General features: G+C 72.8%; 12 protein-coding genes. 3 read left to right on the forward strand and 9 right to left on the reverse strand.

What is annotated here, in order from left to right:
- Positions 1–108: 108 nt before the first annotated feature.
- Together CRP30_RS04130 and CRP30_RS04135 are read left to right on the forward strand one after the other, a co-directional pair.
- A complete protein-coding gene (locus tag CRP30_RS04130; RefSeq protein WP_097182631.1) occupies positions 109–564 on the forward strand; it encodes a MarR family winged helix-turn-helix transcriptional regulator in 456 nt (151 codons plus the stop codon).
- A gap of 83 nt (positions 565–647) precedes the next feature.
- The gene (locus CRP30_RS04135) at positions 648–1,088 is read left to right on the forward strand and encodes an OsmC family protein (protein ID WP_097182632.1); all 441 of its coding nucleotides are present in this window, start codon (positions 648–650) and stop codon (positions 1,086–1,088) included.
- A gap of 116 nt (positions 1,089–1,204) precedes the next feature.
- On the opposite strand, the gene CRP30_RS04140 is transcribed toward CRP30_RS04135, so the two are convergent.
- The 7 genes from CRP30_RS04140 to dnaK form a co-directional block, all read right to left on the reverse strand.
- Positions 1,205–2,812: a DHA2 family efflux MFS transporter permease subunit gene (locus CRP30_RS04140; protein ID WP_235003158.1), complete on the reverse strand. Its 1,608-nt coding sequence runs from the start codon at positions 2,810–2,812 to the stop codon at positions 1,205–1,207.
- A 44-nt stretch (positions 2,813–2,856) separates the two neighbouring features.
- Positions 2,857–3,348 (reverse strand): MarR family winged helix-turn-helix transcriptional regulator, encoded by a 492-nt coding sequence (locus tag CRP30_RS04145; protein WP_097182633.1) that lies wholly within the window; start codon positions 3,346–3,348, stop codon positions 2,857–2,859.
- Between the two features lie 143 nt (positions 3,349–3,491).
- Positions 3,492–4,040 (reverse strand): MarR family winged helix-turn-helix transcriptional regulator, encoded by a 549-nt coding sequence (locus CRP30_RS04150; protein ID WP_097182634.1) that lies wholly within the window; start codon positions 4,038–4,040, stop codon positions 3,492–3,494.
- A complete protein-coding gene (locus CRP30_RS04155; protein ID WP_097182635.1) occupies positions 4,037–4,474 on the reverse strand; it encodes a heat shock protein transcriptional repressor HspR in 438 nt (145 codons plus the stop codon). The genes CRP30_RS04150 and CRP30_RS04155 overlap by 4 nt, the downstream gene beginning before the upstream one ends.
- A complete protein-coding gene (gene dnaJ, locus CRP30_RS04160) occupies positions 4,471–5,667 on the reverse strand; it encodes a molecular chaperone DnaJ (RefSeq protein WP_097182636.1) in 1,197 nt (398 codons plus the stop codon). Before dnaJ ends, CRP30_RS04155 begins: the two co-directional genes overlap by 4 nt.
- 28 nt (positions 5,668–5,695) lie before the next feature.
- Entirely contained in the window at positions 5,696–6,418 is a 723-nt protein-coding gene (gene grpE / locus CRP30_RS04165) for a nucleotide exchange factor GrpE (protein WP_097182637.1), read from the reverse strand.
- Positions 6,415–8,280, reverse strand: coding sequence for a molecular chaperone DnaK (dnaK, locus tag CRP30_RS04170; protein WP_097182638.1), 1,866 nt, complete (start codon positions 8,278–8,280; stop codon positions 6,415–6,417). The genes grpE and dnaK overlap by 4 nt, the downstream gene beginning before the upstream one ends.
- A gap of 295 nt (positions 8,281–8,575) precedes the next feature.
- Here dnaK and CRP30_RS04175 point away from each other — a divergent pair, with 295 nt between their 5' ends.
- Positions 8,576–9,571, forward strand: a complete 996-nt coding sequence (locus CRP30_RS04175; protein WP_097182639.1) for a type IV toxin-antitoxin system AbiEi family antitoxin domain-containing protein — start codon at positions 8,576–8,578, stop codon at positions 9,569–9,571.
- Between the two features lie 91 nt (positions 9,572–9,662).
- Here the strand turns inward: CRP30_RS04175 and CRP30_RS04180 are convergent, their stop codons facing one another.
- Both CRP30_RS04180 and CRP30_RS04185 read right to left on the reverse strand, forming a co-directional pair.
- On the reverse strand, positions 9,663–10,694 hold the full coding sequence (locus CRP30_RS04180; RefSeq protein ID WP_097182640.1) for a DUF1700 domain-containing protein: 1,032 nt from the start codon (positions 10,692–10,694) through the stop codon (positions 9,663–9,665).
- Positions 10,691–11,023, reverse strand: a complete 333-nt coding sequence (locus CRP30_RS04185) for a PadR family transcriptional regulator (protein ID WP_097182641.1) — start codon at positions 11,021–11,023, stop codon at positions 10,691–10,693. The genes CRP30_RS04180 and CRP30_RS04185 overlap by 4 nt, the downstream gene beginning before the upstream one ends.
- Positions 11,024–11,348: the final 325 nt, after the last annotated feature.

Consider the following 11,348-nt stretch of genomic DNA (forward strand, 5'->3'; position numbering starts at 1 on the left):
TTCCACTCAACCTCTGGCCGTCCACTCGCCCCGCCGGTCCGGCCACGACCGGACGACGATCCGGGCCTGCGCCGTGGTTTCCGGACGCCTGCGGCCTAGACTCTGAGCATGACCGCTCTGCCGGCGCCGAGCGTGGCGCTCGACGACCAGCTGTGCTTCGCGCTGTACGCCGCCTCACGGGCGGTCACGGCGCGGTACCGGCCGATGCTGGACAGCCTCGGGCTGACCTATCCGCAGTACCTGGTCATGATGCTGCTCTGGGAGTCCGACCACCAGACCGTCGGCCAGCTCGGCTCCCGACTGGCCCTCGACAGCGGCACGCTGTCGCCTCTCCTGAAGCGGCTGACCGCCGCCGGGTTGGTCACGCGGCACCGGCGGGTGGAGGACGAGCGCTCGGTCGCCATCGCGCTGACCGACGAGGGCCGGGCCCTGCGCGAGAAGGCCTTCGCCATCTCGGGCGAGATGATCGGGGCCATCGGCTTCGACACCGGCGAGTTCGACGAGCTGATGAAGCGGCTGCGTCTGCTCACCGACCGCGTGAACAGCGGCGAAGCCGTCTGCTGATGGGGTGACGCCCCAGCTCAGCGGGTAGGGGGTCGTCGACGCGCCGTCCAGGAGCGGGCGGCGCCCGGCACGGAAGAAGCGACATGCCCACACGCACCGCACGCACCGCCTGGAACGGCACCCTGCAGGACGGGTCCGGCCAGGTCGAGCTCAGCAGCTCGAAGGTCGGCACCTACGAGGTGTCCTTCCCGAAGCGCGCCGCCGACGAGGCCGGGGGCACCACCAGCCCCGAGGAGCTCATCGCCGCAGCGCACTCCTCCTGCTTCGCGATGGCGCTCTCGAGCGAGATCGGCAAGGCCGGCGGCACGCCGCAGTCCCTCGAGATCACCGCCGACGTGACGCTCGGACAGAAGGACGGCGGGCCGCACATCACGAAGATCGCGCTCACCGTGCGCGGTGAGGTCGACGGTCTCGACGCCGCGGGCTTCGAGCAGGCCGCCCAGGCCGCGAAGGCCGGCTGCCCGGTCAGCAAGGCACTCGCCGGGGTCGACGAGATCACCCTCGACGCCGCACTGGAGAGCTGAACCGACGACGAAGGCCCGGTCCCCTCGCGGGGGCCGGGCCTTCGTGCTGTCGGTATGCGGCCGCGTTGCAGGGTCCCGCCGCGAGCTTGCGAGCGGTGGGGGGCAACGGGGTCCTTCTACTGCTCCACGGACTCCTCGCGCAGCCGCGCCTCACCGCTCCGGGTGCTGAGCGCGATCTCGCGGATGAGCACGATCGCCCCCATCGCGACGACGGCGATCACCGCGGAGATGAGGAAGATGCGACCCGTGGCATCGCCGTAGGAGATCCGGATCAGGTCCTGGATCGCCGGCGGGGCGTCGGCGAGGTTCGCCAGACCGATGTCACCGGAGCCGGCCGACGCGGGAGTTCCGGCCAGCCCCTCGGTGATCAGGGTGCCGACCCGCGTGCTGAGCACCGCCCCGAGCACCGAGACCCCGATCGTGCCGCCGAGGCTGCGGAAGAAGGCCACCGCGGAGCTCGCAGCGCCCAGATCCGTGGCCGCCACGGTGTTCTGCACGGCCAGCACGAGGTTCTGCATGGTCATGCCGATCCCGACACCGAGGACGAACAGGAAGGCGCTCAGCAGCACCATGTCCGTCTCGTGGTCGACGAAGGACAGCAGGCCGAACCCGACGACGACGAGCACGGAGCCCGCGACCAGGAAGCGCTTCCACCGGCCGGTCCTCGTGATCAGGATGCCCGAGACGGTCGAGGAGAGCAGCAGCCCGGCGACCATCGGGATCGTGAGCAGGCCGGCCGCCGTCGGCGAGTAGCCGCGCGAGATCTGCAGATACTGGCCGAGGAAGACCGACGACCCGAACATCGCCACACCGATCGCGATGCTGGCGATGATGGCCAGCGTCGTCGTCCGGTCGCGGAAGAGCCGCAGCGGGACGATCGGCTCCTTCGCCTTGAGCTCCGTGACGACGAACGCGATCACCGCGGCGATGCCACCGGCGAGGAACAGCGCCGTCTCGGTGGAGGCCCAGGCGAAGCTGTCACCGGCCAGGGTGACCCAGATCAGCAGCGCCGAGACGCCCGCGGTCAGGAAGGCCGCACCGAGGTAGTCGATGTGCACCGTCCGCTTGGTCACCGGCAGGTGCAGGGTGCGCTGCAGCAGCACGAGGGCGACGATCCCGAAGGGGACGCCGACGTAGAAGCACCAGCGCCAACCCAGCCAGCTGGTGTCGACCAGCAGGCCGCCGAGCAGCGGGCCGCCGACGGTCGCCACGGCCATCACGCTGCCGAGCAGGCCGGAGTACCGGCCCCGCTCCCGCGGGCTGATCATCGCGGCCATGGCGATCTGCACCAGCGCCTGCAGACCGCCCAGGCCCAGGCCCTGGAGCACGCGCCAGGCGATCAGGGTCTCGACCGACTGGGACAGCCCGGCCAGCATCGAGCCCACGACGAAGATGACGATCGAGAGCTGGATCAGCAGCTTCTTGCTGAAGAGGTCGGCGAGCTTGCCCCAGATGGGCGTCGACGCCGTCGAGGCCAGCAGCGTCGCGGTGACCACCCAGGTGTACTGGCTCTGCGTGCCGCGCAGGTCGGTGATGATGGTCGGCAGGGCGTTCGAGACGACGGTCGAGGACAGGAACGCCACGAACATCGCCAGGAGCATCCCGGAGAGCGCCGAGAGGATCTCCCGGTGCGTCATCTGACCCTGCTGTTCGACCGGCGCGGTGTCGGGCGCAGCGGAGCCGGGAGCCGCGACGGCCTCCGGACGCTGGATGGTGCTGCTCACGGTTCTCCTGGTGCTGTCGAGGGGGGAAGGGGAGTGCCGGCCGCTCATCGCGGACTCGGCACCGGCGTGCGGGGCGCGCTGCCCGTCGCCGGATCGGCGGACTCGAGGTCGGCGACGAGCCGGTCGAGGAGGTCGCTGAGGGTGCGGGCGTCGTCCTCGTCCCACCCGGCAAGGGCGCCGAGTGCCCACTCCTGACGGAGTGCACGGGTGGCGGCCATGGCCTCCCTCCCCGTGGAGGTGAGGCTGAGGAGGCAGGCCCGCCCGTCGTGGGGGTCGGGCCGCCGCTCGACGTGACCGGCCCGCTCCAGCGCGGCGACCTGGCGGCTGGCGACGGAGACGTCGATGCCGGCGCGCGCGGCGAGGGCGCTGAGGCGCTGGGCACCCTCCTGCTCCAGCGGGAGCATCAGGGCCCAGCCGAAGGACGGCAGGGCGCCGTAGAGCTGCACCGCCGCGCGGGTGCTGACGTGCCGCCCGGTCCGGACGAGCTGGGCGACGCTGGCGGTGAGCCGATCCCGCGTCGCTGGACTGATTGCCATGAGGTGTCCTGGTTCTACAGATTGGATGTAGACACCAACCATATATCCAGATGGTTGGTGTCTGCAACAAGTAGTCGCCAGGAACACAGCGACGCCCGGACCGATCAGGTCCGGGCGCCGGTACAGCATGCTGGGCGGCAGGGTCAGCTGCCGCCTGCCTCCACGGTGTCGTCGCCGTCCACGGTGTCGTCGCCGTCCACGGTGTCGTCGCCGTCCACGGTGTCGCCGGCCTCGCGCGCCTCGCCGAGCCGGTTCAGCCGGCCCAGCAGGTCACCCAGGCGGGCCACGTCGTCGGCGGGCCAGTCGTCCATGTCGGACTCCCAGCGGGCGCGCCGGGCATCGCGGATGCTCGACAGCCGGGAGGAACCCTCGGCGGACGGCGTGAGGACCTGGGCGCGACCGTCCACGGGGTCCGCCGTCCGGTCCACCAGGCCGAGCGCGACCAGGGAGGCGACCTGGCGGCTGACGGTGCTCTTGTCCAGACCCAGCCGGGTCACCAGGTCGCTCGCCCGGAGCGGGCCGGCGTCCTGGAGCAGGGCGAGCAGCCCGTAGGCGGCGCCGTCCAGGTCGGGGTGCAGCTCGCCGGCCAGGCGCGCCGAGATGGCCCTCGACCGGCGCAGCAGCAGCCCGATCTCGCGCTCGAGCCGGACGAATGCCTCGTGCTGATCGACCGGTCCGGAGGCCTCGGTCACCGATCGGCCCGGGGACGCCACACGACCAGCGCGGAGCTCTGCCGCCCTTGCGGGACGAGGTCACGCCGGTAGCCCGCGGGGACTGCGGCCTCGGCGGCCATCCGCCGGGCGTCCGCGAGCTCCAGCGAGTCGAGCAGCTCACGCACCCGGGCCTGGAGCGCCTCGACCTGCGACTCCAGGTCGATGATCCGCTTGATCCCGGCCAGGTTGACGCCGTCCTCCTGCGAGAGCCGCTGCACCTCGCGGAGCAGGGCCACGTCGCGGGGGCTGTACCGGCGCCCGCCGCCGGGCGTGCGCCCGGGACTGACCAATCCCAGGCGGTCGTACTGGCGGAGCGTCTGCGCGTGCATCCCGGCCAGCTCCGCCGCCACCGAGATCACGAACACCGGAGCGTCCTCGGCGACGGCGCGCACGCCGTCCTGCGGGCTGCTCACCGCTCACCTCCTGCCTGCACCGCAGCGGTGATCTGCGGCCGCGGGTCCTCGTCCATCTCCTCGGCCAGGCTCTCGATCACCTTGCGCTGGGCCGCCGTCAGCTTCACCGGGACCGCCACCTCGAGGGTGACGAGCAGGTCGCCGGACCGGCCCTTGCCCGCCACGCCGCGGCCCCGGACGCGCAGGGTACGACCGCTCGCGGTGCCGGCCGGCACCTTGAGCGACACGCTGCCGTCGAGGGTCGGCACGGTCACCGTCGTGCCGAGCGCCGCCTCGGCGAAGGTGATGGGCACGGTGAGCGTCAAGTCGTCGCCCTTGCGGCCGAACAGCGGGTGCTCGGAGACGTGGACGACGACGAACAGGTCACCGGCCGGGCCCCCTCGCCGGCCCGGCGCACCCTTGCCGGGCAGCCGGATCCGCTGGCCGTCCTTGACGCCCGCGGGGATCCGGACCGTGATGGTGCGGGTCTGGGTGGTGACGCCGTTGCCGGCGCAGGTCGGGCACGGGTCATCGACGACGGAACCGGTGCCACGGCAGTTGCGGCACGGCTCCGAGAAGGCGAACGCGCCCTGGCTGCGGCTGGTCACCCCCGCGCCCTGGCACACCGGGCAGGTGTGCGGCGACGTCCCGGGCTTGGCCCCGCTGCCGTTGCAGGTCGGACAGGTGCCCGGGCTCTGCATGCGGAGCGGCACGGTGACGCCGAGCGCGGCCTCGTCGAACGAGAGCGTCGCCTCGGTCTCGACGTCCTGACCCCGCGCGGGGCCGGACGCCGCCTGGCTGCGGGCACGCGGCCCCCCGGACGCCCCGCCGAACAGGCCGCCCAGGATGTCGCCCAGGCCGCCGGCCCCCCGCCCGGCGGCGCCTCCCGCGGCGCCGAACAGGTCGCCCACGTCGAACGGCTGACCGCCGGCCCCGCCCGGGAACCCGCCGGGAAAGCCACCCGCACGGCCGCCGCCCCCGAACAGCCGGCGGGCCTCGTCGTACTCGCCCCGCCGCTTGGTGTCCGACAGGACGTCGTAGGCCTCGGAGACGTCCTTGAAGCGCGCCTCGGCGTCGGCATTCCCCGGGTTCTTGTCCGGGTGCAGCTCCTGGGCCAGCTTGCGGTACGCCTTCTTGATCGCCGTCGCGTCGGCGTCCTTGGGCACGCCCAGCGCGGCGTAGTAGTCCTTCTCGATGAAGTCCCGGGTGCTCATCGGGCGCCCCCTCCCTGGATGTGTCGGATCAGCCGGCCGCCGGCTCGTCCGGCGTCGACCCCTCCGCCGGCGGGGCGGCAGGAGCCGGGGACTCCGGCTCGCTGACGCCGACCATCGCCGTCCGCAGCACGCGGTCGCCGCGGCGGAAACCCTGCCGCAGCACCGTGGTCGCGGTCGGGACGCCGACATCGGGCGACGTGTCGTGCAGGACGGCCTCGTGCAGGGACGGGTCGAACGGGTCCCCGGCAACGCCGAAGGACTCCACGCCCAAGCCGTCGAGCAGGCCGAGGACGCGGTCGGCCACGACCTTGAACGCGCCCGTCAGGTCGCCGTGGTCCCGCGCCCGCTCGATGTCGTCGACGATGGGGAACAGCTGCAACGCGAACCGCTCGGCCGCCTGGTCCACCACCAGGGTCCGGTCGCGGTCGACCCGCCGTCGGTAGTTGGCGTACTCCGCAGTGACCCGCTGCAGGTCCTCTGTCCGCTCGGCGAGCTGCTGCGCGGCGTCGCCGGTGGCTGCGGGCGGGGTCTCGACCGGGGCGGGCGCCGGCTCCTCGGCGACCGGCGTCTCGTGCTCGCTCATCTGTTCCTCTCGGGCGGTGCCGTGTGGGGTGGGCGGGGCGGCGCCGTGGTCGGCGGGGGTGCCGGCCGGCTGGTCGCCGGCCGGCACCCGGATCGCCCCGGTGGTGGGATCGATGCGCCGCTTGTCGCGGATCACGACCCGCGGCGCATCCTCGTCCCGCGCCGTCACGGCCGCTTGTCGGTGTCCTCGTCGACGATCTCGGCGTCGACGACGTCGTCGTCAGCGGACTGCGACCCACCGGACTCGGCACCGTCGGCACCGGGCGCGCCCTCGGCCCCCGCGGCCTCGGCGTTCTGCGAGTAGAGCGCGCCGCCGACCTCCTGCGAGACCCGGGCGACCTTCTCCTGCGCCGTCTTGATGGCCTCGATGTCGGAGCCGCCGAGAGCCGAGCGCAGGTCGGTCAGCGCCTCGCCGAGCTCGTCCTTCTTCTCGGCCGGGATCTTGTCGCCGTTCTCGGCCAGGAACTTCTCGGTCTGGTACTGCAGCGACTCGGCCAGGTTGCGGGTCTCGGCCTCCTCGCGGCGCTTCTTGTCCTCGTCCGCGTGCGCCTCGGCGTCCTTCATCATCCGCTCGATGTCGTCCTTCGGGAGGGCCGAGCCGCCGGTGATGGTCATCGACTGCTCCTTGCCCGTGCCGAGGTCCTTGGCGTGGACGTGGACGATGCCGTTGGCGTCGATGTCGAAGGCGACCTCGATCTGCGGGACGCCGCGGGGCGCCGGCGGCAGACCGGTCAGCTCGAACATGCCGAGCTTCTTGTTGTAGGCCGCCATCTCGCGCTCGCCCTGGAAGACCTGGATCTGCACGGACGGCTGGTTGTCGTCGGCCGTCGTGAAGATCTCCGAGCGCTTGGTCGGGATCGTGGTGTTGCGCTCGATGAGCTTGGTCATGATGCCGCCCTTGGTCTCGATGCCCAGGGACAGCGGGGTGACGTCGAGGAGCAGGACGTCCTTGACCTCGCCGCGGAGGACACCGGCCTGCAGCGCGGCACCGATGGCCACGACCTCGTCCGGGTTGACGCCCTTGTTGGGCTCCTTGCCGCCGGTGAGCTCGCGCACCAGGTCGGAGACGGCCGGCATGCGGGTCGAGCCACCGACGAGGACGACGTGGTCGATCTGGCCCACGGAGATGCCGGCGTCGCGGATGGCCTGGTTGAACGGCGCGCGGGCACGATCCAGCAGGTCCTGGGTGAGGCGCTGGAACTCGGCGCGGGTGATGGTGACGTCGAGGTGCAGCGGGCCCTCGGCGCCGGCGGTGATGTACGGCAGGTTGATGTTGGTCGACTGGGCGCCGGACAGCTCGATCTTGGCCTTCTCGGCGGCCTCGCGGAGGCGCTGCATGGCCAGCTTGTCCTTGGACAGGTCGATGCCGTTGCTCGCGTTGAAGGTCTTGACCAGGTGCGTCATGACCTTCTCGTCCCAGTCGTCACCACCGAGGTGGTTGTCACCGGCGGTGGCCTTGACCTCGATGACGCCGTCCCCGATCTCGAGCAGGGAGACGTCGAAGGTGCCGCCACCGAGGTCGAAGACGAGGATCGTCTGCTCGGTCTCGCCCTTGTCCAGCCCGTAGGCGAGCGCGGCCGCGGTCGGCTCGTTGACGATGCGGAGCACGTTGAGGCCCGCGATCTCACCGGCCTCCTTGGTGGCCTGGCGCTGCGCGTCCTCGAAGTAGGCCGGGACGGTGATGACGGCGTCGGTGACCGGCTCGCCCAGGTAGGTCTCGGCGTCCCGCTTGAGCTTCTGCAGGATGCGCGCGGAGATCTCCTGCGGCGTGTACTTCTTGCCGTCGATCTCCTCGGTGGCCCAGGTCGTGCCCATGTGCCGCTTGACGGAGCGGATGGTGCGGTCGACGTTCGTGACGGCCTGGTTCTTCGCGGACTGACCGACGAGGACCTCACCGTTCTTGGCGAAGGCGACGACGGACGGGGTGGTGCGCGAGCCCTCGGAGTTCGCGATGACCGTCGGCTCGCCGCCCTCCAGGACGGTGACGACGGAGTTGGTGGTGCCGAGGTCGATACCGACTGCTCGTGCCATCAGGATGGCCTCTCTTCCGTTCGTGTGCGGGTGGTGCAGGGTCCGGTGGAAGCCGCGAGACCCACCTTGCGCGTGGTCCGCTCAACTTTCCTGCCCACCATAACGGCAGGGGCGCGGGCAGTGTTCCCACCCCCCAACCAACCTCTCCGCCGGGCACAGGTCGACCGTGCGGTACCGCTGCCCATCACGGCGCAGACCGCGCGGTCGGCTGCACTCCGGCGCGGTCGAGTGCCCGGCTGTCCACAGATGGCGGCAGCCCACCCCGCGACCGCAGCCGCTCCCCGACACTGCCGCGGTGCATCCACTCCTGGGAGCCGCGGCTGAACGACAGCTCGGCCTGGTCACCGCGGCAGACGCCCGTCGTGCGGGATACGGCCCGCCGGAGGTCCGGCGCCTGTGCGAGAGCGGCTCGTGGGTGCGGGTGCGTCGAGGCGTCCACCTGCCAGCCGGCGAGCTGGACGCGCTGACGCCGGCGGCACGTCATCGGCTCGACTGCCTCGCCGTCCTCCTGGAACTCGGCCGGACGGACGCCGTCGTGAGCCACACGTCGGCGGCGAGGCTGCACGGGCTCCCCGTCCGGCGGGACCTCGACCGGACCGTGCGCCTGACCGCCCCGGACGCGTGGCGACACGGCCGTGGCTTCCGCCTGAACCGCGCGCCGCTGCCGCAGGACGACGTGCTGCAGGTGCCGCCACTCCGGCTGACATCGCCTGCTCGGACGCTGGTCGACTGCGCACGGGAACGGGAGGTCGAGGACAGCGTCGTCGCCATGGACGCCGCCCTGCTCGCCGGTCGGACGACTCCCGCGGAACTCCGGACGGCAGCAGCCGCGGTGCGGTCGTGGCCCGGTGGGATCGGGGCCGGCCGCGCGCTCTCGCTCACCGACGGCCGCGCCGAATCGCCGCTCGAGACGCGAGGTCGGCTGCGCATGGTGGGAGCCGGACTTCCTGCCCCGGAGCTGCAGGTGGAGATCCGGGGTGGCGGGCGGCTGGTCGCCGTCGTCGATGCCTGGTTCGACGACGCGGCGGTGGCCGTGGAGTTCGACGGGCGGGTGAAGTACTCCGATCCCTGGCGCAGCCGCTCGCCGGAGCAGGTGCTGTGGGAGGAGAAGCGTCGCGAGGACGAACTCCGGTCGCTCGACATCCGAGTGGCCCGGATCGCGGAGGCCGACCTGGGTCCCCGGTGGGCGCGGGTCGAGGCCCGGCTGCGGGACCTCGTCGCGTCGCCGGGCCCAGGCGCCCGCCGCTTCACCGCGACCCTGCGCGCACAGGGGCGGCGTCGCGTCGGGTGACCGGGTCGACCTCGCCGCACGTGCGCCCTGCGCGCTGTCGATCGCGTGGTCGGCGTACGTACGGCGAGGTCGAGCGGTTGGTCGGCAGCGCTCAGCCCGAAGGGGTGGGCTCCGCCGGCGGGAAGGTGGGCAGCGGCACCTCGGGGCGGGCGTCGTCGGTGTCGCACGTGCCCGCCGGCACCAGCGCGCCGTCGACGCCGGACCCCGTCGGCTCGTAGACCTGCGGGTAGGAGTTCGGCACGGGAACACCGTCGGCCGCCCGCGGTTGCTCGAGCGCCCGCACGCAGCCGTCCGCCCACCACTCCTGGAAACCGACCTTCAGCGGGCGGCCGTCCTGGTCGTACAGCAGCACGCCGTCCAGCGGCGTCCCGTCGGCGGCGTAGGGCAGGACGTCGGTCACCGGCCCGTACCGGGAGACGAGCGGGTACCGGCCGTCCGCCACCTCCGTCGGGAGGGTGAAGACGGAGCTCGCCGCGTAGGACGCATAGGCGTAGTCCTGCTCCTGCTGCTGCTGGAGCTCGTCCTGCGCGACGGCGAACGAGGCGAGCACCAGGACCACCCCGAAGGCGGTGACCAGGATGTTCGCCGGCCGCGGCAGGCTGCGCCGGCCCAGCGCGACCGACCCCACGACGGCGGCCAGCACGAGGACGACGCCCAGCTCGTCGCTGCCCAGGGGCGCAGGCACGGGGAAGTCGCGGAAGCCGTCGGTCACCAGCAGGCAGGGGACGAGCACGAGCAGGTAGCCGCGCAGCACCCACCACGCCGGGCGCAGCTCCCCCAGCAGCCGCCACACCTCGTGGCCGGCCGACCCCACCCGGCGGCCCGCGGGCGAGGCGAGGAAGGCGTCCAGCCGGTCCCGCACACCCGGAGTGGCGATCCGGACCACGCTGCCCCGGGCCGGCAGGCCCGCGGCGGCGCGCAGATCGGCGGCGTACTGCGCCGGGAGCCCGAGGCGGACGGCGAGCGGACGGTCGTCGTCCTCGCCCGCCAGCGCCTCCAGGTGCTGGGCGAGGTCCTCGAGCAGCGCGCTGCGGTCCTCGGGCGGCAGGTCCGCCAGCTCGTGCTCGACCGCGGCGAGGTAGTCCTGGGCCTGTCGGGTCGCGGAGTCCTCGGGCGCGGTCATGCCGCCACCGCCGGTCGCTGCAGGAGGCCGTCGACGGTGTCGGCGAACGTCCTCCACGTCTTGGTCGAGTCCTCCAGCACCGAGCGCCCCCTGTCGTTGATCGCGTAGTACTTGCGGTGCGGCCCCTCGTCGCTCGGGACGACGTAGGACGTCAGCGCACCCGCCTGGTACAGGCGGCGCAGCGTGCCGTAGACCGACGCGTCGCCCACCTCCTCCAGGCCCGCGGCACGCAACCGGCGCACCACGTCGTAGCCGTAGCCGTCGGCATCGCCCACCACCGCGAGCACCGCGACGTCGAGCACCCCCTTGAGCAGCTGACTGGCGTCCACGCTGCACCTCCACGCTCTCGTCCGACTGCGGCGCAGCGGACGGTAGTGCACGATGCGCAGTAGTCGGCGTGGCCGCCGCCCGGCGTGTCGCGGGGACCCCCGGCCGTCCGGCACCGCAGTGGGCGGCGAGCCCGCGAGGACACCGTCATCCCTGGGCGCCGCGCCCATGGTTACCGGTGAGTAGCATCGGTGCGCGCGAGCTATCGTGCGGGGCAGTGCGGGCAGCGGTGCCCGGATGCGATCCGCGCCCCGGCCCCGGCCGGTGCGGACGACGGCTCGCGCGGCACCGATGAACCGACGAGGTGCCCCCGTCGCCGCACGGCGC

Source organism: Blastococcus haudaquaticus (genome assembly GCF_900230285.1).
Taxonomy (GTDB): Bacteria; Actinomycetota; Actinomycetes; order Mycobacteriales; family Geodermatophilaceae; genus Blastococcus_B; species Blastococcus_B haudaquaticus.

Coding starts and splice junctions, on each gene's coding strand:
- CRP30_RS04130 (WP_097182631.1), top strand. CDS start 109: ATGACCGCTCTGCCGGCGCCGAGCGTGGCGCTCGACGACCAGCTGTGC.
- CRP30_RS04135 (WP_097182632.1), top strand. CDS start 648: ATGCCCACACGCACCGCACGCACCGCCTGGAACGGCACCCTGCAGGAC.
- CRP30_RS04145 (WP_097182633.1), bottom strand. CDS start 3,348: ATGGCAATCAGTCCAGCGACGCGGGATCGGCTCACCGCCAGCGTCGCC.
- dnaJ (WP_097182636.1), bottom strand. CDS start 5,667: ATGAGCACCCGGGACTTCATCGAGAAGGACTACTACGCCGCGCTGGGC.
- dnaK (WP_097182638.1), bottom strand. CDS start 8,280: ATGGCACGAGCAGTCGGTATCGACCTCGGCACCACCAACTCCGTCGTC.
- CRP30_RS04180 (WP_097182640.1), bottom strand. CDS start 10,694: ATGACCGCGCCCGAGGACTCCGCGACCCGACAGGCCCAGGACTACCTC.